Origin of the sequence: Acaryochloris marina S15, assembly GCF_018336915.1 — a bacterium.
Classification (GTDB): domain Bacteria; phylum Cyanobacteriota; class Cyanobacteriia; order Thermosynechococcales; family Thermosynechococcaceae; genus Acaryochloris; species Acaryochloris marina_A.
Map to the genome: position 1 here is coordinate 173,260 of NZ_CP064927.1, position 20,408 is coordinate 193,667.

At 43.3% G+C, this 20,408-nt stretch carries 26 protein-coding genes; 10 read left to right on the forward strand and 16 right to left on the reverse strand.

Going from position 1 to position 20,408, the window contains the following annotated elements:
• The first annotated feature begins 205 nt into the window (after window positions 1-205).
• A complete protein-coding gene (locus I1H34_RS33220; protein ID WP_212667255.1) occupies window positions 206-868 on the forward strand; it encodes a DUF2306 domain-containing protein in 663 nt (220 codons plus the stop codon).
• A gap of 413 nt (window positions 869-1,281) precedes the next feature.
• Here I1H34_RS33220 and I1H34_RS31700 read toward each other — a convergent pair whose 3' ends face one another.
• Window positions 1,282-1,677, reverse strand: a complete 396-nt coding sequence (locus I1H34_RS31700) for a RidA family protein (protein ID WP_212667256.1) — start codon at window positions 1,675-1,677, stop codon at window positions 1,282-1,284.
• 582 nt (window positions 1,678-2,259) lie between these two features.
• A protein-coding gene (locus tag I1H34_RS31705) for an ISKra4 family transposase (RefSeq protein WP_212667257.1) occupies window positions 2,260-3,326 on the reverse strand; the annotation gives its coding sequence in 2 pieces (ribosomal slippage) (window positions 2,260-3,170 and window positions 3,170-3,326; 1,068 coding nt in all).
• Between the two features lie 207 nt (window positions 3,327-3,533).
• On the opposite strand from I1H34_RS31705, the gene I1H34_RS31710 reads away from it, so the two are divergent.
• Window positions 3,534-4,481 carry a TRADD-N-associated membrane domain-containing protein gene (locus tag I1H34_RS31710; protein WP_212667258.1) on the forward strand — a complete coding sequence of 316 codons (948 nt, stop codon included), beginning with the start codon at window positions 3,534-3,536 and terminating at the stop codon, window positions 4,479-4,481.
• 395 nt (window positions 4,482-4,876) lie between these two features.
• Here I1H34_RS31710 and I1H34_RS31715 read toward each other — a convergent pair whose 3' ends face one another.
• Entirely contained in the window at window positions 4,877-5,209 is a 333-nt protein-coding gene (locus I1H34_RS31715; RefSeq protein WP_212667259.1) for a CU044_2847 family protein, read from the reverse strand.
• A gap of 120 nt (window positions 5,210-5,329) precedes the next feature.
• Between I1H34_RS31715 and I1H34_RS31720 the strand changes: the two genes are divergently transcribed.
• The 3 genes from I1H34_RS31720 (at window position 5,330) to I1H34_RS31730 (ending at window position 11,240) form a co-directional block, all read left to right on the forward strand.
• Window positions 5,330-7,363 carry an nSTAND1 domain-containing NTPase gene (locus I1H34_RS31720; protein ID WP_212667260.1) on the forward strand — a complete coding sequence of 678 codons (2,034 nt, stop codon included), beginning with the start codon at window positions 5,330-5,332 and terminating at the stop codon, window positions 7,361-7,363.
• Complete coding sequence (locus tag I1H34_RS31725; protein WP_212667261.1) at window positions 7,317-9,521, forward strand: WD40 repeat domain-containing protein; 2,205 nt, start codon at window positions 7,317-7,319, stop codon at window positions 9,519-9,521. Before I1H34_RS31720 ends, I1H34_RS31725 begins: the two co-directional genes overlap by 47 nt.
• Before the next feature lie 366 nt (window positions 9,522-9,887).
• Entirely contained in the window at window positions 9,888-11,240 is a 1,353-nt protein-coding gene (locus I1H34_RS31730) for an ISKra4 family transposase (protein WP_212667262.1), read from the forward strand.
• Window positions 11,241-11,263: 23 nt separating this feature from the next.
• Here the strand turns inward: I1H34_RS31730 and I1H34_RS31735 are convergent, their stop codons facing one another.
• The 12 genes from I1H34_RS31735 to I1H34_RS31790 form a co-directional block, all read right to left on the reverse strand.
• Complete coding sequence (locus tag I1H34_RS31735) at window positions 11,264-11,710, reverse strand: hypothetical protein (protein WP_396124670.1); 447 nt, start codon at window positions 11,708-11,710, stop codon at window positions 11,264-11,266.
• Complete coding sequence (locus tag I1H34_RS31740; protein ID WP_212667263.1) at window positions 11,707-11,967, reverse strand: hypothetical protein; 261 nt, start codon at window positions 11,965-11,967, stop codon at window positions 11,707-11,709. Before I1H34_RS31740 ends, I1H34_RS31735 begins: the two co-directional genes overlap by 4 nt.
• The gene (locus tag I1H34_RS31745; RefSeq protein WP_212667264.1) at window positions 11,960-12,343 is read right to left on the reverse strand and encodes a hypothetical protein; all 384 of its coding nucleotides are present in this window, start codon (window positions 12,341-12,343) and stop codon (window positions 11,960-11,962) included. Before I1H34_RS31745 ends, I1H34_RS31740 begins: the two co-directional genes overlap by 8 nt.
• Window positions 12,334-12,753, reverse strand: coding sequence for a hypothetical protein (locus I1H34_RS31750; protein ID WP_212667265.1), 420 nt, complete (start codon window positions 12,751-12,753; stop codon window positions 12,334-12,336). The genes I1H34_RS31745 and I1H34_RS31750 overlap by 10 nt, the downstream gene beginning before the upstream one ends.
• Before the next feature lie 32 nt (window positions 12,754-12,785).
• The gene (locus I1H34_RS31755) at window positions 12,786-13,118 is read right to left on the reverse strand and encodes a hypothetical protein (RefSeq protein WP_212667266.1); all 333 of its coding nucleotides are present in this window, start codon (window positions 13,116-13,118) and stop codon (window positions 12,786-12,788) included.
• 26 nt (window positions 13,119-13,144) lie between these two features.
• The gene (locus I1H34_RS31760) at window positions 13,145-13,348 is read right to left on the reverse strand and encodes a hypothetical protein (protein ID WP_212667267.1); all 204 of its coding nucleotides are present in this window, start codon (window positions 13,346-13,348) and stop codon (window positions 13,145-13,147) included.
• Window positions 13,341-13,610: a hypothetical protein gene (locus I1H34_RS31765; RefSeq protein WP_212667268.1), complete on the reverse strand. Its 270-nt coding sequence runs from the start codon at window positions 13,608-13,610 to the stop codon at window positions 13,341-13,343. Before I1H34_RS31765 ends, I1H34_RS31760 begins: the two co-directional genes overlap by 8 nt.
• Before the next feature lie 93 nt (window positions 13,611-13,703).
• A complete protein-coding gene (locus tag I1H34_RS31770) occupies window positions 13,704-14,342 on the reverse strand; it encodes a hypothetical protein (protein WP_212667269.1) in 639 nt (212 codons plus the stop codon).
• Window positions 14,343-14,408: 66 nt separating this feature from the next.
• Complete coding sequence (locus tag I1H34_RS31775; RefSeq protein ID WP_212667270.1) at window positions 14,409-14,738, reverse strand: hypothetical protein; 330 nt, start codon at window positions 14,736-14,738, stop codon at window positions 14,409-14,411.
• A 182-nt stretch (window positions 14,739-14,920) separates the two neighbouring features.
• Window positions 14,921-15,262 (reverse strand): hypothetical protein, encoded by a 342-nt coding sequence (locus I1H34_RS31780; RefSeq protein WP_212667271.1) that lies wholly within the window; start codon window positions 15,260-15,262, stop codon window positions 14,921-14,923.
• A 58-nt stretch (window positions 15,263-15,320) separates the two neighbouring features.
• Window positions 15,321-15,698, reverse strand: coding sequence for a DUF6876 family protein (locus tag I1H34_RS31785; protein WP_212667272.1), 378 nt, complete (start codon window positions 15,696-15,698; stop codon window positions 15,321-15,323).
• Window positions 15,699-15,766: 68 nt separating this feature from the next.
• On the reverse strand, window positions 15,767-16,144 hold the full coding sequence (locus I1H34_RS31790) for a hypothetical protein (RefSeq protein ID WP_212667273.1): 378 nt from the start codon (window positions 16,142-16,144) through the stop codon (window positions 15,767-15,769).
• A gap of 169 nt (window positions 16,145-16,313) precedes the next feature.
• Between I1H34_RS31790 and I1H34_RS31795 the strand changes: the two genes are divergently transcribed.
• The 3 genes from I1H34_RS31795 to I1H34_RS31805 are packed head-to-tail and all read left to right on the forward strand — an operon-like array spanning window position 16,314 to window position 17,046.
• Window positions 16,314-16,553, forward strand: a complete 240-nt coding sequence (locus I1H34_RS31795) for a phage terminase small subunit-related protein (protein WP_212667274.1) — start codon at window positions 16,314-16,316, stop codon at window positions 16,551-16,553.
• Window positions 16,550-16,855, forward strand: a complete 306-nt coding sequence (locus I1H34_RS31800; protein WP_212667275.1) for a hypothetical protein — start codon at window positions 16,550-16,552, stop codon at window positions 16,853-16,855. Before I1H34_RS31795 ends, I1H34_RS31800 begins: the two co-directional genes overlap by 4 nt.
• Window positions 16,852-17,046, forward strand: a complete 195-nt coding sequence (locus I1H34_RS31805) for a hypothetical protein (RefSeq protein ID WP_249370355.1) — start codon at window positions 16,852-16,854, stop codon at window positions 17,044-17,046. The genes I1H34_RS31800 and I1H34_RS31805 overlap by 4 nt, the downstream gene beginning before the upstream one ends.
• 262 nt (window positions 17,047-17,308) lie before the next feature.
• Here I1H34_RS31805 and I1H34_RS31810 read toward each other — a convergent pair whose 3' ends face one another.
• Window positions 17,309-17,731, reverse strand: coding sequence for a hypothetical protein (locus tag I1H34_RS31810; RefSeq protein WP_212667276.1), 423 nt, complete (start codon window positions 17,729-17,731; stop codon window positions 17,309-17,311).
• A 106-nt stretch (window positions 17,732-17,837) separates the two neighbouring features.
• On the opposite strand from I1H34_RS31810, the gene I1H34_RS31815 reads away from it, so the two are divergent.
• Together I1H34_RS31815 and I1H34_RS31820 are read left to right on the forward strand one after the other, a co-directional pair.
• A complete protein-coding gene (locus tag I1H34_RS31815) occupies window positions 17,838-19,166 on the forward strand; it encodes a hypothetical protein (RefSeq protein ID WP_212667277.1) in 1,329 nt (442 codons plus the stop codon).
• A gap of 84 nt (window positions 19,167-19,250) precedes the next feature.
• A complete protein-coding gene (locus I1H34_RS31820; RefSeq protein WP_212667278.1) occupies window positions 19,251-20,408 on the forward strand; it encodes an AAA family ATPase in 1,158 nt (385 codons plus the stop codon).

Genomic DNA, 20,408 nt, shown 5'->3' on the forward strand with positions numbered 1-20,408 from the left:
TTTTTCTTGGTTATAGAAATTGCCGCTTCATTATTAATAATTTGGTATGCATGAACTTATGGCGTTGGTCTAATGCCAATTTCTTGTATACATGAACTACTCAATTGGAAGAATTGACCCGTTTGCAATACTTTTGAAAATCTATACAGGTCATCTCGCTGGGTAATTGGTATAACACCTCTTTCATTATTAAATTGAATCAGCCATGATAAGTCTAAAGAAATCAGAATGGATCATCTTGATCGGATTACTTCTACTTAGCTTTGTCCCTTGTGTAGGTGGAATATTTCGACTGGTGGACCTGCTTAGCAGTTCAGGATTAGTACCTGAAAATCCGAGAATACAGTTAGCACCAATTCCAGTTGTATTCCACATCTTGACCGCTGTTCCATATTGCATTCTTGGAGCCTTTCAGTTTCTTCCCAGTGTTATAAGAAGGTATCCAAAATGGCATCGGCTAGCAGGTCGGCTATTGGTTCTAGCAGGTATGATTTCCGCCCTTTCGGGGTTGTGGATGACTCACTATTACTCCTTCCCTGATGAGCTTCAGGGAGTCCTACTTTATTGTGTTCGTATTATCGTTGGATTCGCCATGATTGCATATATTTTACTAGGACTAGCAGCGGTTCTAAAACAGCGGTTTGTGCAACACCGAGCTTGGATGATCCGTGCGTATGCACTAGGTCAAGGAGCAGGAACGCAAGTATTTATTACAATACCGTGGTTATTGACTGTTGGAGAGCCAAGTGGGCTTACTCGAGATCTATTAATGACGTTTGCCTGGATTATCAACATAATCGTAGCCGAGAGGGTGATTAATAACCGAAGTAACGGGATTGGATCTGGTACAAAACTGGGTAACAGCTGACTGCCTGACATAAGTGGGGTTATGCCGACATACGCCTAATTTTTCTCACAGGATCGCTATGAACTATATTTAGCAGTACTTTTCAGACTTTAAAATTTAGGTTTTTGTGAGTTTATATGCCTGACCACAGCAGATAGATCAGAAAATGGTGTCTGCTAGAAAGTAGATAGAAGCATAGCATCCATATTCCTCACGGTGCATAGATTAAGACCTCAAACGACCGAAGCTGTATTTTGGTGCAGAATAGACCTATAAGCTATGAATAGCAGAGATTTTAGCAAATTCCATTAAATATTGCTTATTGAGAATCTTATCGGTTTGCAAACGCTGTAACGACCAAAACAGGTTAATTACTATAGTGCATTTATACTAAATTGCCCCATATCGCAGCTTCAGTCGTTTGAGGTCAAGAACTAACAAAAAGCGATTGCTTCGACTTCCACAAGAGTTTCTGGAGAAGCCAGAGAAGCAACTCCAATGCATGTTATGGCAGGACGTGATTCGCCAAAGAAATTAGCTAAAATAGGCATAATTTCGTTTGAGTATTCACCAAATTCGCCTCGAATATAAATACGAGCTCGCAATAATTTATCGATTGATGACCCCGCGTTTTCCAAGGCAATTGTCAAATTAGCGAGTGCCTTTCGCATCTGACCTTCAACAGACTGTTCTGTCGTTTCATATTGATGATTCCAATCTACTTGACCAGAGAGAAAAATAAGTCCCGATTGAGTCTCGATCGTAGCTTGGGACATACCATATGGAGCACCATCAAACAATTCTGGGGGATTGATTAGTTTTTTATTCATCTTGATTTTCTAAATGTACTTGCAAGGCCTCAAACGACCGAAGCTGCGTTTTGGGGCAGCTTAACCCTAAAAGTCATGAATAGTAACGGTTTCAGATACTCTCATTAAATATTGCTTATTGAAAATCCAGTCAGCTCGCAAAAGCTGTAACGACAGAAATTGGTTCAGTGCCACAGTACATTTATACTAAATTGCCCCATATCGCAGCTTCCGTTGTTTGAGGCCCATTTGGCTCAAAAAGCCGACTTGCTGCTTATGCTCGATTTTCCTGCAACCAGTTCACTAGATCAGTAGGTTCCGTAAAGTCGAGCAGGGAAGCGTAATAGATTCGTAGTCTATATTTTATGATGAAGTTTATTCAGGGAACTACAAATAAATAAGGGAATTGTGATTCATTGATTTTACATTCCAATTAACCAATCATCGGAACATGGGGTTTTTTGAACGTCCCCTCGAAAAGGTACATTCCAGGCTTTTGAGGTGTAAGTATAACCGAGTAGATTATGTCTAAGAAGCTTTTATAGTGAGGGTTTTAGCCATTTCTAGAAAATTAGTGTGGATGCTGAAAGCCTGGGGAGCATGTCACCTTTGCATGCCAATTAAACCATTGAGATAAGCACACCGATGTGCAAGCACTTGCGGAACATTGCTTTCATTCCACTGCGCCCCTGAAATTTTGACTCTGCGACTAATCTGTTTGATAGCAGATTCAACAGCTCCAGAGCCAATGGAACAAATTTGCTCACTCTGGTAATAGTCATAATTGACGATCCGATGCCGATGTTTGCGAACATAGTTGCAAAAGACTTGGGCCTGCTTTTTCTTCAACGACTCAAACAGAGCCAAGGTTTCATCAACCTTCCCCTGCCATAAGAGTTGTTCCGCCTGGTGCAGACGTTTGAGAGATCCACCGACCTTATGAAGATTTTCCACCAGATGGTACCAGTCCAGAATTTCTCGTCGTTGCTCAGGTATGCTCAGCTGACTAACAATGTTCCAAATGCCATCATGACCATCCCCTAAGCAGGTCACTGGGGAGGCTAACGGTTGCTGGTGAGTCCAGCCAATGAGGCGGGCATTATTGTGATAATCCGCGATGAGTCCCACCTCTGTTGCCAGGGTTTTATAGTCTTTCCACTGACAAGGTTGTCCTGCAGGGGTGCGGATGCGCACTTTGCCACCATCTACACTTACTTCGGTTAAAACTTCGTGGGCCTGGGGCTCAGGAAACTGTTGTTGATGGACTAATCGTTGCTGAGTTTTGGCTGCAATCTGAATCCCGGTTAAATAAGCCACATCTTGAGCGGCTTGAGCGTAGGAGACATTCGCACTGATGCGTAAACAACAATTCTCTAAATGAGGACTGATTTGACGATAGGAGGAAACAGCGAGATGCTGTGCCTGGTGAGTTGTAACGGTTAGAACACCCAAGGTGCTTTTCAGCTTTCGGTTACGGCCTGCTGCTGTGCCAGTAGCTGTGCGGATAAAAAATGACCGAGTTCGGGACTGACATGGGTCTGGATTTGCTGACGCACCGTCATCTCAATCCCTTCTAGCGTCTTCATGTCTGCTGGATCGCTTTCCTCGTAGAGTAATTGAGCTATCGCATCGAGATGGATTTTGAGTTGAGCTGCTTTTTCTGAGTTCATCAATGAAGACTTCTGGGCAACACTTGTATCCTCTACTGTTTCACAACAATCTGCAAAGGTGACATGCTCCCATACATCTGAGCTTAGAATTATCAGATGTTGACTTGAGAGTGTAATCATTCTTATATAATCAACCGTCTATTTCATATAATTAAAGTTTAGATCTCCAATTCTAATACAGGCTAACGTAGTTATTTATTTACACCTATGCAAAGAGTGATTTCGGTTGTTTATATTAGCTGGATATTTATAAATACTCCTATTACACCAGCATATGCTCAGCCTTCTCAAGAAGTGATACAGTCGCCTGGAACTAAAAAAAATAGAACAATAAGACAACCAATATTATTAAGTCAACAGAGATTTACTAAGTCAGGAAGTAACGAACCTGAACCGGTATACATAGATCTCGGGAAAAGCGATAATTTCTTTAAAATAATTCTTAGTTTAATCGGGTCATCTATTGCAGTTATATCTCTCCCTATTTCTAAATTAATTAGCAAAAATATTGATAGAAAATCTGCACTCCAAGAGTCAAAAAAGATTAATGAAATTGCAGAACTTGTTAAGGCTGAATCAAAAATAGAAAATGTTGCTCTTGCCAGAACAATTGCTGAGAAATCTTTAGGCGAAGATACAATATTAGAAATTAAAGAAAAGATACAAAGTATTGAGATTGAAGTATCAGAATTAAATAGACCAATTAAGTCGGCAATAGAAGGTTTGGTTAGAAACTATCATTCACAAGCTCTCAGGCAATCTGCAATTCAATTCTACTTTAGTTTAATAGCAGCAACTTTTGGTTTTGGTCTCATCATATATGCAGGAATAGAAACATTAGATTCGAGAGACTCAGGAAAGATTATAAATACTATCCCAGGTGCAGTAATTAGCGGTGTCTCAGCACTATTTTTTAAGCAAGCTGAGGAAACTAGAAAGAGAGCCACAGATTTATATGATCGTCTACGTTCTGATGAAAGACAATTAAAGGCAATCTCCATTGCTAGTCAAATAGAAAGTCAGGAAGTTCGTTCACTTGTACAAGCGCAATTAGTGCTACACCTTGCAGATATAGAAACTGCGAACCCATTAGATCTCAGCTCTAAAATCCCTAATTTAATAACATCGAAAGTCTTAAAAAGTGATGAAGCTTAGCAAACCCTAGGGTCTAAGGTTTGATGTGTGGACATAACGCTATCCCTCAACTGGTTTCGGGTTTTATTCCATCGGCAGAATAGGCTGTAACCGTTGTCCTACATAGCATTCCAACGATACAGACTAAAATGGCCCCAGCCTTTGGAAGCGTAATAGATTCGTAGTCTATATTTTATGATGAAGTTTATTCAGGGAACTACAAATAAATAAGGGAATTGTGATTCATTGATTTTACATTCCAATTAACCAATCATCGGAACATTGATAACTTCGCAGGTTAGACTATAAATCTATTACGCTTCCTATGACACTGTCACCCCGTTTTGAACCTGGCCAGTTTATCCATAGAATAAAGCCCGAAATGAGTTGAAGGAAATCAGCTCAAATATACTCTCTTAATTAGGAAATTTACATTTCACCTCAACCTCCAAATTTCCACCTACGGTTCCCTCCGTTATGAATGGGATGCCAGCTTTGCCGCCCATATTGAGTCCAAACTTAAACGTTAATTCTTCAACCTCTGCCTTTGAAAAATTTTGAAATGCAGTAACTACATATTCAGTATAATCAAACATCAATTGTCGAGCTGCATCTAGTTTTATAATCGTATTTCTATTCAGGCCATATTCCTGAATATCATCATCACCAGGAGCAGCCATAATATTCAGATCAACCTCAATTTCACTAATTTCTTCTTTATGCTGGAATGTAAGTTTTGCTTTAGACATATTGGCTATCACTAATTAATTTAACTAACATGATCCATTAAAAATTGAATCTTGCATTCATTATAAAAGTTATATTATGCTTTGATTACTATTTTCGCTCAATTCAGAAGATAACGCTCAATGGAAAGGGAAGCACTCGTAATTGGAATTCCTGAATATGACAACTTCAGTTCTCTACCAAAAACTACAATAGATGCTGAGGCTGTGGCAACACTGCTCGAAAAATATGGAGGCTTTAGAGTTGAGCGTTTACCCAAAAAATTAAATCCTGATAAAACTGGTCAAACCACTAAAGCAGATAAAGTTACTTATAAGCAGCTAGCAACTGCTCTCAAAGCTTTTATCCAAAGAGCTAATAACAAATACGCACTTATTTATTTCACTGGCCATGGATTTACAGAGCAGAGCTTATTAGGAAGGACACGGGGGTTTCTATGTCCATCTGATTGCTCTATCAAACATAATGATGAAGGCATTATTTCTAGTCAAGTGAATGGTTTAGATTTTGAAGAATTAAACCATTCACTTGAGCAAGCACAATTCAGCCAACTGGTATTGCTACTGGATTGTTGTCATAGTGGATATTTTATTGAAAGATATCAAGTTGAGAATGGCTTAAAAACATTCTTAGGATCAAAAGATTTTTATCTGATCACTGCTTGTTTAAGTAGTGAAACTGCAAAAGCGATCATAAGCAAAGAGAACAGCGTTTTTTCTGGAGCAGTTATCCGTGGTCTCTCACAAGAGAATCAAGATCATGATGGAAAGATCAGTGCCAGTCGTCTATTCGATTTTATTCAAAGAGAGTTGAAGAGCCGACTCCAAGAACCTCTACACCTAGGTTCTGGTAGTTCAATTAATCTATTAACATACGGAAATATTGAATCAAGCACACCCGTAATTCTCGATGGCAACGGTGAACCACAATGTCCCTATCGAGGTTTATCTCCTTTTGAAGTTGAACACGAAAAATTTTATTTTGGACGAAGAGCTGAAGTACAAGAAATCATCCAAAAACTGTATTGCTTCTCGTTCGTATCCATTATTGGAGCATCAGGGAGTGGTAAGTCTTCGTTAGTAAAGGCTGGGTTAATTCCCCATCTTGAAGATGAATGGCATATTTTGAATTCTATTAAACCAGATGCTCGACCTATAGTTAATTTAGGTCAAGCAATTGGCAGTCTGTTCGAACTATCCTGTGATCGTAAACAGATCATAGAACTGCTTGAAAAAGATGGTATTTCACCAGTTTTAGAGATGTTATCAAAGACTACTTTAATGAATTCAGGGAAGCAGAAAATATTGCTAGTGATTGATCAGTTTGAAGAGGTTTTTACTATCTGTGTTTCTGGTAAAGAAAGATCGCAATTTATTGAGTGTATGGCTGCGGTAAAAGCTCATGATAATTCTCCTTTATCTATTGTAATGACGATAAGATCTGAGTTTACACATGATCTTTTTCAAGTCTACAACAATCTTTTTCAGAGGAATAAAGATTCAATACTTTGGTTGGGTCAACTACAAGGAGAGGACTTGCGGGAGGCTATTAAACTACCAGCAATGAATCAAGGTTATACCCTGGAGGCAGGGTTAATGGAATTGCTTGTGAATGATGTTCAGGCTGAAATGAACTTTCTGCCCTTGCTAGAATTTGCATTAACTGAATTATGGGATAGACGAGAAAAAGCTAGAAAAGAGCTTCCGCTTCGTACTTATATGGATATGAATCGCTTGTCAGGAGCATTAGATAAGCGTGCGGAAGATGTATATAACGATGCTTTAAGAACAGAAGATGAACGTTCCTGGATTAAGCGCATTTTTTTGGAGTTAGTTCGTTTTGGTATACAAGGTATAGATACAAGAGAGCGCAAAACTCGTAAAAGTCTAATAGCAATGGGACCAACCCCAACAGAACAAAGTGTAATTGACAAGGTAATTGAAGTCCTCATACAAGGCCGGCTATTAGCATCAACCAATGAGCATGAAATTGACTTGGTCCATGAAACCTTAATGTCTGGCTGGAAACGCTTCTCTAAGTGGCGGAAAGAGAATCGTGAGGACAAACTATTAGTTCAGCAACTTGGGGATGCCGTGACAGAATGGCAACGTGAAGGAGACTCTTTTCTATTACAAGGGGGGGCTAGCAAAGGTTAGAGAAAGGTGGTCAACTCTCCATAAGATAGTCACACCTCTAGTTCGAGATTTTTATCAATGCAGCATTGATAAAGAAGTAGAGAAAATTGAAATTCTAGAGAAGGCTTTGAGGGAAGCGGAGTTACGAGAACAAGCCTGGAAAGTTATGTGTCTCATTCCTACTAACCTCCATGAGGCTGCAGCCTTGGCAATACAAAATACACAAAAGAGCGACGAACTTATCTATGGAGAAGTGCTTGCTCCTGTACAGGGGAATTTAAGAACTATTAGCGACAAGATTGTAGAACTATACTGCTATCAAGACCACGGAGTTCCTTGTCTATCTGTAGCCTTTAGTCCCAATGGCCAGCAAATTGTGGGTGGTGATGATGATGGGAACCTATGGTTATGGAATACATTTGAAACTTCCAGTGGCGTACCTTTCCATGGTCATACTGCTTCTGTGGGGTCCGTTGCCTTTAGCCCTGATGGTCAGAAGATTATTAGTGGTAGTGATGATAAAACACTTCGACTATGGGATTCGCATGGTAATCAAATTGGCGATCTTTTTCGTGGTCATAAGTCTTCTGTTTGGACTGTAGCCTTTAACCCAAACAGTCGGACAATTGTTAGTGGAAGTGCTGACGGAACTCTAAGGCTATGGGATCTACAAGGAAATACTATTGGTAAACCTTTTGACTGCCACGGGATTACAGTACTTTCCGTAGCTTTTAGTCCTAATGGCCAATACATTGTCAGTGGTAGTAAAGATAAAACTTTAAGGCTATGGGATTTACAAGGAAATACTATTGGTAAACCTTTTTATGGTCATGATGATTTTGTTTTTTCAGTGGCCTTTAATCCTAATGGTCAGCAAATTGTTAGTGGTAGTGCTGATGGAACTCTAAGGCTATGGGATCTACAAGGAGATACTATTGGTAAACCTTTCCATGGTCATACTGCTTCTGTGGGGTCCGTTGCCTTTAGCCCTGATGGTCAGAAGATTATTAGTGGTAGTGATGATGGGACCGTACGGATATGGGATATATTCGGACACCCCATTTGTAAACCTCTTCATGGTCATGCTAATTCTGTTCTGTCTGTTGCCTTTTGCTATGATTGCCAGACAGTGGTCAGTAGTGGAGATGATAAAACAGTTCGACTATGGGATATAAAAAACCATACTATTTCTACTCTCCAAGGCCATATTGGTATGGCTTGGTCCGTAGCCTTTAGTCCTAATGGCCAACAAATTGTCAGTGGTAGTAATGACAAAACAGTTCGACTATGGGATACACAAGGCAATTCTATTAGAGACCCTTTTCATGGTCATACTGATTCTGTTTTGTCCGTAGCCTTTAGTCCTAATGGCCAACAAATTGTCAGTGGTAGTAATGATGGAACTTTGAGATTATGGGATACGCTGGGCAATCCTATTGGTAAACCTCTTCGAAGTCTTACTGATTCTGTTTTGTCCGTAGCCTTTAGTCCTAATGGCCAACAAATTGTCAGTGGTGGTAATGATAGGACTTTGAGATTATGGGATTTACAAGGAAATCCTATTGGTGAACCTTTTGATGATCATACTGATTCTATTTTGTCCGTAGCCTTTAGTCCTAATGGCAAACAAATTGTCAGTGGTAGTAATGATAGAACTTTGAGATTATGGGATTTACAAGGAAATCCTATTGGTGAACCTTTTTATGGTCATACTGCTTCTGTTTTGTCCGTAGCCTTTAGTCCTAATGGCAAACAAATTGTCAGTGGTAGTAATGATAGAACTTTGAGATTATGGGATTTACAAGGAAATCCTATTGGTGAACCTTTTTATGGTCATACTGATTCTGTTAGAGCTGTAGCCTTCAGCCCAGATGGTCAGATGATCATTAGTGGTAGCTCTGATCAGACCCTACAATTGTGGGATGTGAAAGGTAATCCTATTGGTGAACCTCTTCGAGGTCATACTGCTTCTGTTTTGTCAGTAGCTTTTAGCCCAGATGGTCAGATTATTATTAGTAGTAGTTCTGACTTTACCCTGCGAATATGGCGAGGTGGAGTTTGGCGTGACTGGTTAGCTATCTGTTGCAATCGATTTCGAAATCATTCTCATTTCAAACATCCTACAAGAGAGCCTTTTCTCTCGGCTCGTCAGATCTGCCAGGACCGTGTTGGTAGTTAGCGTTCAAAAGGTCTGGGCTTAAGGGGGTCAAGCCGAGGTACATGTACAACTGTAAGCGTAAATATTGCGTATTAGAAAGCCAATTCTTAAGCAGCTTTTTCTTCCTCAGGGAGAACCAAATCAAGCCACTTTTCTTCCCATTCATTACTAATCATACTGGCTCTAATTTGCAAGACATTATGGGCCAACTCATTTCGGGTTTTATTTCATGACTCAAATCATCTGAAACCTTTTCACTGAAATGCTTTCCATCGATACAGACTAAAATGACGCCAGTCATTTAGTTTAGGAAGCGTAATATATTTACAATTTATATGTATTCATGCTACGTTCTTTTGAGTGAGGTAGATGGCATGGAGTTTTGAGATGGATTACGAATTACGGGTAGTCGTTGAGAAAGTATCCGTCAGTTCTCAAGAGGTCTTAAAACGTGACACTCTTAAAGTTTATGACATTAAGTCACCAGAATCCATTTTAGAGTTAGGTCTGCGTCATGAAGAGCAAATCTCACTGTTAGAAAAGATTCAGAACTCTGTTTTAGCCGTGCAATCAACCTTGATTAAAACAGGCTATGATGTTTGCCCAAGATGTGGGGATAAGCTCAAAAAGATGGGATTTACGCCCTCTAAATTTCATGCTGTTTTCAGTGATCATAAAGTCCGCATCCAAAAACACAAATGTCTTAATCCAGACTGTAAATGGCAAAGTACCCCTTCAACGGCCTCTGTCTTTGGCACTTGTATTCACCCAGATTTAGCGAAACTGCAATGTGAGCAAGGTGCTTTATACAGCTTCCGACAAGCCGAGACTAATTTGGAGCAGTTGACGGTTCATCGCCGTCCGGTCAATAACCATAACAAAATCAAGCTGCTCACCAATGAAGTGGGGGCAACCTTAGCCCAAGAGAATCTCAAACCATTGGCAACACCCAAAGGTACTGCCATTGCACAAGAGATTACCCTCCAAGTAGATGGGGGGCATATCCCTGACAAAGATAAGGATAAACGTAGCTTTGAAGCGCTCTCTGCTGTTGTTTACCGGCCAGAGAATATCATCGAAGTGGATAGTCATCATCGTCAGATCAAGGATAAAAGCTGTGCCCTCTCAGCCCAAGATGACGAACTAGCGACCATGAAGCTCTTTACGCTCAATGCAGCCCGAAAGCAGGGTATGACGAAAAAGACTAAGGTCACGGCTTTAGCCGATGGTGCTCAAAATTGTTGGTCAGTGATTTTAAGCTTGGCTCCACACTGCAAAAATCTTCTGTGTATATTGGATTGGTTTCATCTTGCCATGCGATTTCAGAATGTCAGAGGGGCGGTAGATGACACCTTCGAAAAAACCTTAGAGGGAGTGAAGTGGAAATTGTGGCATGGCAAGTCGGATGAGGCGTTGCAGAAATTAGAACTGCTGATGAACAATATTACTGATTCAAAGAAGCGCTCAAAACTGAAGAAGTTATATAACTATCTAGAGAACAATCAAGCCTATCTAGTAAATTATGAAGAGCGCGATAAACAGGGCCTAAGTTACACCAGTCAAGTGGCAGAATCTCATATCGATACGATTATCAATGACCGCTTTAAACGAACTAAGAAAATGCAGTGGACTCATGATGGTGCTCATAATATCTTGCAGATTAGAGGGATGATCACCAGTAATGAATGGGATGAAAACTGGCAAGTACCTGTAATCTCAGCCTTGACAGTAGCTGCATAACGAGCCTATAGCCTGTAGATATATTACGCTTTCATCCGCTGTTTGAGTTGGTCTGGTGACAAACTTGCGATGGTCGAAGACCGCCCTTCGGGCATCGCAATCAAAAAACCCTTCGCAAAAGTCGAATTATAGCCAGCCTCCAAAGTACAAGGACGATGAGCATTCATCTTGAAACGGAGTTTATATGAGTTCTCTCCTCTGAATTCCTTGGGAACGAACTCGATACTGATCAGGTAACCCGTTAAAGCTGGTTGCTTTAGTTCTTCTGGCTGAGAGTCTTTATCGAGGATGTACCAAGTGCTTGTATTGGCTCGATTACAGAAAATGGCTAGGGCAGATGGACTGTCACCGAACCCCAGTGCTCTTTCATGATCGGGATCTTGGGATGGGATTTGATGTTTCTGTGATGCGGGTTGCAATATAGCTTGGGGCTGCGTTGCGGGGATTACTGTGTTTGTGGTTGCGTTCATGTTTCAGTTTCCATCGGGATTTCAATAACTGTGTGCATTTGTTCAGCGAGACCCCAGCAGTCATCACAGATTTCAGGGTAGTCATCGGCTGCGCCTTTGCACCAGGGCTGGAGATAGCCACAGGCTTGACATTCGTAGTACTGTTCAGGTTCACATCCAGAACAAAAGGACGTGCTGTGATTGCTCAGGCATCCCAGTGGTTTCAGTTGTAAGGCACCTCGACCTCTTTGAAGGAGGTTCCACATCGATCTATCCATTGTTCAAATCCTCCAAATTTAACTGTCCAAACCATTCCTGCTTGGTATAAGCGTTGGCTTGCCGAAATGGCGCATCAAACTTCAAATGACAAGGGGCACAGAGAGCCTTGAGATTGTCTGGAGCGTTATTCTGCGGATTCTGATCCAGGTGCGCCACCGTGAGGGTGAATCGTTGGGGCTTCTGCTTCTCTCCCTCTGATGTGAACGGGAACCATTTGGGGTGAGTAATCATTAGCCAAAAGGCGAAGTGCAACCACTTAACCCCAGGCTTGCGACAGGGTTTGCCGCACTCAGTACAACACCACTTGGCTTCATCTTTAACCCGTGTTGCAATGTCGTCCCAGTTGTCGGGGTATCGTTCCTTGATTATTGGCATTGCGGCACCAGTAAAGATTGTTGCTCTGGGGCTGGATACTTCCATTCGAGATAGTCCTTAAGACCGTGTTCAGAGCCAAGGTCACGATTTGAGATGAGGCTTAATCCGCTGGTTGTTTGTGCTATTTGCGCTAGGTTTTGAACTTCGCGTTTAACTTCATCCCCAGTAACAGGCTTCCATCGAAGCGAAATCTTCAGATTATTCTTTTGAGCCAAGGTATTAGCGATGTCGGCAGGATCTAGCCCTTTATCAATAACTTGATATAGATAGGCTTTGTAAGCTTGATAGGCTTTGTCGCTTTCCATCTCTGGGTTCCACACATGGAAGGGGGAGAACAAGACGGATTGGTCATCGATTTGGATGCCTTTCTCTTTCTTTGCACGAGTTGATTTAGCGATAGTGATTTTCATAGCGATTCCTCCAAATCTGTAACGGTTGGGGATTAGCAAGCAATGACAGTCATGTTCTCGGCGATCTCATGAGCAAGAGCGACCCTCAAACGTTGTTCATCTGTCAGTCCTGCATTGAAAGCTTCTAAGACCGCTTCGGCAGCTTCCATCCTGCGGGAGTAGGGGCCGAAAGACTGGTGATTGAGGGTAGAACCGACATAGTTGGATTGCCTCTCGACAAAGTTGATGTGCACATACCCGATCAGCCGAGAGCCATAGAAGACGTTGAGTTTTCGGTCGTTGTCAGTGGTGGGTCTGGTGTGCAGTTTGTAGGAAGGCAGTTCAATGCTGTCGAGTAGTTGTTGGGGAAGAGTTGTATGATTCATTTGAATAACCTCGTTGAATGGTTCGTTCAATGAAAGGCATCGTTTGATTCAGCAAAAACTTGGCGATGCCCTTTACTCTTGAGTAGGGATAAGACGACATCCTCTTGAATCTCCGCAATCTCTACGGTTATGGCTGGATCGGGCTTAGGAATAAATCGGAAGACCAGCCAAGCTCCCAGAGGCACCCCGATCAGAAGCCCTAGGGCCGCAGCAATGATTTGCCTAGACATCGGTATAACCGTCATGCAGTAGAGCTTCTAGCATCAACGCCGCGTCGATTCGCTTGAGTGCATCAGTATGTCGATGCTCGGATCTCAATCTCGTGGCTTCGCTCATCAGATAAGCCACACAATCTTTGAAGCACTGATCTTTGTGTTGATTGAAGGGGATTCGTTGGACCCCCAACTGTGGCAAGACTGGAGAGGTTTTACTGATATTGAGGAAGGGCAGACTCAACGGACGTTCGGGGAAGTTTGGATGATGGGCTTGCATGGTTTTCTCCAAAAAAAGTGGCTAGGAAAGGTCAGCCCCGATTACTGGGGGGTATTGCCACAGGGCTGACCCAAGATGAAATATTGAGAGGAGCTAGGCTGCTTTACCAACGTTTTCCAGTAGCTTTGTATTGGCCCACTCCCACCAAGAGCGATTACTCCAATCAATTGAGGTGATATCTTCACTCTGGGCATCGTTGTAGAGAGGCACAATCACAGCGTCGAGGTCTTCAACTTCACCAGGAGAAACCCCCGAGAGTTCATAGACCGTATCGGCGATAGATTCCAGTTCAGATCGCTTAATTGAAAGCTGCTTAAAGAACGTCTCCCAGCTATTAATACGAGTAACCGTAAGTTGATCCATCAGTTCATTCAGGGCAACGATCATCAAAATGTCCTGACCTGCAACCTGTTTAAGCACTTTGAACACTGCCTCTTTCAGGGGAGAGACTTTGGCCTTATTGGTCTTGCGCTGTTCTAACCCCGTTGCTTCCAGGGTTAACAGTCCGAAGAGTTCGAGGACATGATCGCGGTTCCGCATATTGCGGTTGCCGTGATGCAACTCCCAGGCAAACTTAGCTAGCTTGTCTTGTCCTGTGGGGTCTTCAGGCTTGTACTGTTTGATGATGTATTTCTTGATATTGACCTTCTGGGGATTAGTGGGATCGATATGCTCCTTGATGGCCTTGGTCAGAGCATTGCGAGTAGCGTTGTTGTCTAAAGCGGTAGTCATCGAACTTTCTCCAAAAATGAATAGATGTTTGAACGGTTATAGGAAACATAGGCAGATTGACTCTCATCAGCAAATGAAGTCCTGACCATCGGTTTCAATGTCACAGCGCACGGAGTTCAAAAGTTCGACAGGATAAGAGGGCTTGGGTGCGGGCTTGGCTGGTAGAGCGGCTAGAGCTGCATATCTGAGAGAAGAAAAGATATCTCTGGGGCTGGCATGATCGCAGACTTGGATATAAGGGTTAAGGGATAACCAGAGGTCTAGAGCTTTGTCATCAGACAAATCTTTGCTACCCAGCACCAGGCGATTGAGGATTGCCGTCTGCTGGTCATGGAGTTCAATTGTGGTGGTGAACTGAACTTGTGGAATGAGCTTGAATCGTGTCGTTGGTTTCATTGTTTTTCCTCTGTGGTGAATGGGATGAACAAATAGAGAAAGAGCGAGAAGTAGATGGATTGCCAGAGCAAGAACCAAATGAGGGTGTAGCCGTCCATCGTTGCCCCCTGAATTGTCAAAATCTCGGTAGAAAACGAAATGTGTTGAACAAGTAGATCAGGCACTACCCAAGCCAGTAGAAATCAAGCAACGGGGATTGCTCTGGGTTGCAGTGAAGCTTTGCTGATATCTAGCTCGATGTATTCAGCCAAAGTCACCAGCTTTGCAAAATACTGATGGTTGGTTTCAATCACCCCCAAGTAAAGAGGCTTACCTTCTGGGGTATGGGTGTATAGCTCAGGATTTACATACCCTTTAGAGTCTTGATAGAGAGGTGGCAAGCACTCTAGAAACCACCAATACTCATCAGTCCCAATCTCGATCCAAGGGGCACAGTAGCCTGACTCTTGTTGTTCTCTGGTTAGGTTTTGTACGATCTGGGGATACGGCCACAGAGAATCCGTCTGTAGTTCAGCGAGTTGCATGATTGACTCCAGTTGAGAATGTAGCGGAGGGTGGTTAGGCACCACCCAAGCCAGGGGATTAGTGTTCAGAAGGCAGCAGCAATACGCCATATTCCACGTAGAGCTTGATTTCGGACAGTGGGAAATCAGTGGAAGGGATGTCTTGGGTAATGACGGGAGCGCAAGTGCTGGGGCTGTCCTCGTAGCAGGCTAAGACTGCACTATGGTCATCATTGACAGTCAGCATCCAGAGTTGGAAGTCTTGGAGGTTGGGGTTACTCTTGATAGCTTTGCCAGGTTGATGACTAGCTACAGCATCTAAGAGCCAGTAGCATTCCCCCTTCATAGCAAGGGTTCTAATGCCTTCTGTGTAAAGGATTCCTAGCCAGTGCTTATAGTGGGTTTCACTGCAATGACAATGGGCGAGTTCGATCTGAAGATTTTCAGCGGTAATCATGATATTCATTCCCTTGAAGCGATTGGGTGTAAATGAAGCGGGAGGGGCAAGGGTGCCCCAGGAGATTTCTAGATTTCGTCTTTGTAATCGTTCTCAGCTCGAACCGTCTGATCGGGTTGCACAGTGAACCAGTCACTGAGAATGCCCTTAAGTTCGGGGTGATTGAGAACCCAGTTTTCGATCCGTGTCTGGGTGGTGCGCTCTTCAGCGGAAGGCTTGCGGGTTACCATCAGCACCCAATACTCATCAAAATCGATATCAGCATCGAAAGGGCCACAATCCTTTGTCTGAATACAAGCCAGAGTATAGGGAGGGCAAAGGGGGTTTTCAGTATGTTCGTTAATGAAGGCTATCCCATCAGCTTCAGTCTGAACCATCCACATGTCAGGCTGGGTTTGTTGCTCAGCACCTAAGCGAAGAATTGGTGTTTCGAGTAGAGTTGTCATAGTTAATTTCCTTTGTTGGGTTTTAACTAGGGCACCGCATGACTTACCAGGTTCGGCGGTGCCTTTGTTGTTTCTATAACTATTATACCAGTTAACTAGTACCTGTCAATTGCCTAATCCATTTAATTAGTACTAAATAACTGTGCTAGGATACGAGTATCATATTGGTATGAATATGAAGCAACTTAGAAAGAGATCCAGTAAGCGACCCGAAGATATAGCTTCAGAACTTGGTGTAGCTATTTCTACCGTCAGGAATTGGGAGCAACTAAAAAATGCCCCTAGGATGACACCAAAGGGCTTGCAGCATTTAATGCTTGTATATGATTGCTCCTTTGAGGAACTGCTTGAAGCTGAGAAGGAAATGGAGGCTGCACAAGTTGAGAAGGAAATGGAGGCAGCGCAATGACCCAAGATACTACCCCAACCCGTTTCTCTTCTTTGGTGGACTTGTCTAAAGACTTGTTGCCCATTTTGGCTGTGATCGGGCTTCTGGTAGGTGGTTTATTCTTCCTGATTAACACCAGCGTTGCCGCTATTGTCCCCACTAGCGAAAGTAGGTTGCTCGATAAGATTGCTGATAACAGAATCCAGATTGAGCTATTGCGAAAAGACGTGAACACTCAATTTGAGAAAGTTGATCAGCAGTTTGATGGAATCAATCAACGGCTGGATCGGATTGAGCAACTATTGCAGCAGGATAAACCATGAACAGTAGTAGCCCTCAACGATGGACTGACAAATGGCTTGATGCCCTTGCAGCCTCTACCCAGAGATTGCTTGATGCAACCCAGGCCAATACTGAAACAATCAGTCAAGTCTTGGAGCAGCAAAAAACTACAGACAAGAACATCGATTTATTGATTGAAGGTCAACTAGCGATGCAAACTCTACACGGTTAGGTTGCAGAGCAGACTTTACAGCTCAAGCGGGCTGTTGATTACTTATTGAGCAAAGATGGTGGGCAATCATGACTAATGGGATCTGAAGAAATTATCATTCGCTACTACCGCAAACCTCTTCCTGTAATGGTTGATCCTGGTAAGAATCATCCACAACATGAGCCTGATTTATTACTAGGTTGGATTTGTCAGGGTAAGGATAGAAGCCCCGTACTCAAGAGCTTCCCCAATGCGGTAATAGTGGCTAAAACTAAAGCTAGGACTAAGCCTTATCTAACCCTAGTAAAGCAATAGCCTTCTTTATCCTGTCTTTCCCCGGTGCCCAATTATCCCCCTCAGTCATCCTCACCACCTCCCCCCAAGCCTTAAGCTGATTAGCCCTCGACAGCTTTACCAATGGCCGAGCAGCACTCTCAGACTGAGGAAGCACATCAAAATGCTCCTGCAAGAACAATACGAGTTCAGCCGCTTGAATACAGCGAAAAGCATGGATGTAGGTAACCCCAAGATTTTCTTCCACATAGACCTTAAAGCCCTTAGAGCCTGGTAAATACAACTTGTTGTCTTGAATAACTTTCAAAGCCAACCCAGAAGACAACAGAGCATTCGTTCCAGTTTCAGTCGGTTCCAAAAATATTTCTTCCAGCTCCGTTAAGCCTTTAGATTTAAATTCCTGCAAGTCCATATCACTCAAGGCTAGAAGTCAGAGCCAGATGAATTATAGCAAGCCATCCTTTATCCGAAATCTCTACTAGGCAATATACAATCCGTACAGAAAGTGAGTTAATCTCATGCCAAACTTAATCAGCAAATTAATCACAGCCAAGACCGCAGACCCCAAAGGCGACTCATCGGCTAAGGCCAAAATTGATACCGCTCCCCAACTTTCCGTAGAAGATATCTGGGATACCCTAGCAGATCGTGACCTCTATCGGCTCTCCATCGAGATTGACTCAGGGCTGCGCCTCTCGACCCGATTAGATGCCGTAGACCTGGGACTAGATCCCTATGTTGTCGATGAGCTAGCGGGAGGCTACCGCAAAGCCTTCTCAGACGCCTTCACGAAAGCTAGAAATCAACTCTCTGGCCTACAGAAGAAGTTCAACAAACAATTCACTATCTACGTCAAGCCCTTCAGATTTATTGATGGCAGTGTGATCAATGATGCCGTTGACTTCACTCAACAAATCAAACTAGAGGCTGCATCCTTACGCCAAGACTTAGTGGACACCTACGCCGATCAGCTCAAAACATTTTTAGTAGAGCTAGACCGGAAGCTCAATGAAACGATTCCAGGGGAAAAGAAGCAGATTGAACAAGCCCTGATCCACTATGCCCAGGAATTCCCCAGCATTGATGATTTCTCTGGTTCTCTCCAGGTGATCATCGATGGCCCAGTCCAGCTCACTTCCTTGAAGAATAAGCTCAAGGCCGATGCTGACTTACAGGCTGAGCTAGCCAAAAAGAAGAGACTGACAGCGAAGCAAAAGCAGGAAGCTCAGGCCATCCAAGAGCGCATTAAAACCAGTCAATTGATGCTCAACGGCATCGCTCAGGCAGTGCAGCAGTCCCGTGTGGCTTGCCTTGATGAAGGCTGGGAACTGATGGCCGATCTGATTGACCGTTTTGGAGCCAGCCCTGATGGGAAGCTCACCAGCAAAGACCAGTCTGCGATCAGCTCAACATTCTCTAGGCTGGAATTGCTAGAGAAGCATAACCCCGAGATATCACAGCACCTCATAGAGGCTAAGAAGCTGCATGAGGTAATGCAGGGCACCCCCACTCCAGAACAAGCCCAAGAAGCCTATGAGAAGTTCTCTGAATTCCTCGCCAAGCAATCCCAGTCAGCGAGTGGTGACGGAGCCGAGAAGCTTCAGAAATCTCTCAGATTTGCCAACGACTATAAAGAGATAGTCGCCAAGCTAGAGAAGTTAATTGAGACACCCGACTCAGACACATTAGCTGAACTGGAAGCAGGGCAACTCGCCAATATTGAAACGACGCTTACCCGCCGAGTTGCCAATCTCAGACGACTCACCAAGCAAGCTCAACAATCAGCACAATACAACAAGGAAAAAGCAGCAGCCCAAGGTGGAGTTGATCCAGTTGCTGGCTTCTGATCCTAGAAATATTTTCAATAACTGTAGGGAATTTATATTGCCTAGGCTACTTAGATTCTGTAGAGAAAACAAAAATTTAAGCTCATGACTGCACTTCAAACCAAGCTTCAAACGCTACGAAAAGAACTCAACGCCGCTCACCTGGAGCGTAAATCTGTGATTGATGGATTGCTGGCTACATTGCTGGCGAACCAGAACGCTTTGCTGTATGGGCCTCCAGGGACTGGGAAAAGCTTGATATTAAGAGAGATCTGCTTTGCGATCGCAGATGCGAATTTCTTCCAAAGATTGCTTCATAAAGCTATGTCTCCCGATGAAGTCTTAGGGCAAATCAGCCTCAAGGCACTGGAGAATGACGTTATGAAGCGGAATACTAGCGGCAGGCTTCAGGAGGCTCACTTGGCCTTTTTGGATGAAGTCTTTAGAGGTAATGGGGTATTGCTCAATAGCTTGCTGGAGCTGATGAATGAGCGCACCTACGACAACCCAGACAAGCAACAAAGCCCTCTGCGCTCAATTGTCGGGGCAACTAACTCCATTGACTCAGGGAGCGATTTGGAAGCGTTTGCCGACCGCTTTGTCTACCGCCCCTGGCTCTTCGATCTTAAGACTCCCAGCTCTACTAAGAAACTGTTGGGCTGGACAATCAAAGGAAATCGCCCCCAGGTGAGTCAAGGTCTGATTTCATTGGCCGAACTCGATCAGATGTGTGCTGAAGTTCAACAGGTCAAAATCAGCGATGCGATGGTGGATGCTTTCACTGAGATTATCCACACCCTGATTCGCGATGGCTTTGTGGTCAGTGCCCGACGACGAGTGAAATTGCTGCAATTGGTTCGGTGCTTTGCGTATGTCCAAGGAGACGATCAGGTATATCTAGAGCATATCCACGAGCTGTTACCCCAGTGCTGTTGGAAGTCCAAGATTGAGGAAATCCGAGAGATTAAGAGACTGATTGAAACAGCCGCACCCATCGCGAAAAAGGAGTTATCGAGCATTACCCAAGCCGCTCAAAGTGAAGTCTTAAGACTAGAACAAAAGTTGAATAACTCAAGTCTGGGTCATACCGATCATGTGAATGCCGCAGACTTCGCTAGAACTCAGCTCACCAATCTTAGTCAGAGTATGGCTAAAGTCAAAGCTGATTTATGCAGGAATGGTGCTAGCCAAAAAACGAGAGCAGAGGCCGACCTACAGGCGAAATCACAGCGAGTCAGTGAACTAGTTGAAGGCTTGTATTGA

What these genes read in the sequence shown, in the direction of transcription:
- I1H34_RS33220 (WP_212667255.1), top strand. Translation starts at nt 206, where the DNA reads ATGATAAGTCTAAAGAAATCAGAATGGATCATCTTGATCGGATTACTT.
- I1H34_RS31700 (WP_212667256.1), bottom strand. Translation starts at nt 1,677, where the DNA reads ATGAATAAAAAACTAATCAATCCCCCAGAATTGTTTGATGGTGCTCCA.
- I1H34_RS31710 (WP_212667258.1), top strand. Translation starts at nt 3,534, where the DNA reads ATGCAAAGAGTGATTTCGGTTGTTTATATTAGCTGGATATTTATAAAT.
- I1H34_RS31715 (WP_212667259.1), bottom strand. Translation starts at nt 5,209, where the DNA reads ATGTCTAAAGCAAAACTTACATTCCAGCATAAAGAAGAAATTAGTGAA.
- I1H34_RS31720 (WP_212667260.1), top strand. Translation starts at nt 5,330, where the DNA reads ATGGAAAGGGAAGCACTCGTAATTGGAATTCCTGAATATGACAACTTC.
- I1H34_RS31730 (WP_212667262.1), top strand. Translation starts at nt 9,888, where the DNA reads ATGGATTACGAATTACGGGTAGTCGTTGAGAAAGTATCCGTCAGTTCT.
- I1H34_RS31735 (WP_396124670.1), bottom strand. Translation starts at nt 11,710, where the DNA reads ATGAACGCAACCACAAACACAGTAATCCCCGCAACGCAGCCCCAAGCT.
- I1H34_RS31740 (WP_212667263.1), bottom strand. Translation starts at nt 11,967, where the DNA reads ATGGATAGATCGATGTGGAACCTCCTTCAAAGAGGTCGAGGTGCCTTA.
- I1H34_RS31745 (WP_212667264.1), bottom strand. Translation starts at nt 12,343, where the DNA reads ATGCCAATAATCAAGGAACGATACCCCGACAACTGGGACGACATTGCA.
- I1H34_RS31750 (WP_212667265.1), bottom strand. Translation starts at nt 12,753, where the DNA reads ATGAAAATCACTATCGCTAAATCAACTCGTGCAAAGAAAGAGAAAGGC.
- I1H34_RS31755 (WP_212667266.1), bottom strand. Translation starts at nt 13,118, where the DNA reads ATGAATCATACAACTCTTCCCCAACAACTACTCGACAGCATTGAACTG.
- I1H34_RS31760 (WP_212667267.1), bottom strand. Translation starts at nt 13,348, where the DNA reads ATGTCTAGGCAAATCATTGCTGCGGCCCTAGGGCTTCTGATCGGGGTG.
- I1H34_RS31765 (WP_212667268.1), bottom strand. Translation starts at nt 13,610, where the DNA reads ATGCAAGCCCATCATCCAAACTTCCCCGAACGTCCGTTGAGTCTGCCC.
- I1H34_RS31770 (WP_212667269.1), bottom strand. Translation starts at nt 14,342, where the DNA reads ATGACTACCGCTTTAGACAACAACGCTACTCGCAATGCTCTGACCAAG.
- I1H34_RS31775 (WP_212667270.1), bottom strand. Translation starts at nt 14,738, where the DNA reads ATGAAACCAACGACACGATTCAAGCTCATTCCACAAGTTCAGTTCACC.
- I1H34_RS31780 (WP_212667271.1), bottom strand. Translation starts at nt 15,262, where the DNA reads ATGCAACTCGCTGAACTACAGACGGATTCTCTGTGGCCGTATCCCCAG.
- I1H34_RS31785 (WP_212667272.1), bottom strand. Translation starts at nt 15,698, where the DNA reads ATGATTACCGCTGAAAATCTTCAGATCGAACTCGCCCATTGTCATTGC.
- I1H34_RS31790 (WP_212667273.1), bottom strand. Translation starts at nt 16,144, where the DNA reads ATGACAACTCTACTCGAAACACCAATTCTTCGCTTAGGTGCTGAGCAA.
- I1H34_RS31795 (WP_212667274.1), top strand. Translation starts at nt 16,314, where the DNA reads ATGAATATGAAGCAACTTAGAAAGAGATCCAGTAAGCGACCCGAAGAT.
- I1H34_RS31800 (WP_212667275.1), top strand. Translation starts at nt 16,550, where the DNA reads ATGACCCAAGATACTACCCCAACCCGTTTCTCTTCTTTGGTGGACTTG.
- I1H34_RS31805 (WP_249370355.1), top strand. Translation starts at nt 16,852, where the DNA reads ATGAACAGTAGTAGCCCTCAACGATGGACTGACAAATGGCTTGATGCC.
- I1H34_RS31810 (WP_212667276.1), bottom strand. Translation starts at nt 17,731, where the DNA reads ATGGACTTGCAGGAATTTAAATCTAAAGGCTTAACGGAGCTGGAAGAA.
- I1H34_RS31815 (WP_212667277.1), top strand. Translation starts at nt 17,838, where the DNA reads ATGCCAAACTTAATCAGCAAATTAATCACAGCCAAGACCGCAGACCCC.
- I1H34_RS31820 (WP_212667278.1), top strand. Translation starts at nt 19,251, where the DNA reads ATGACTGCACTTCAAACCAAGCTTCAAACGCTACGAAAAGAACTCAAC.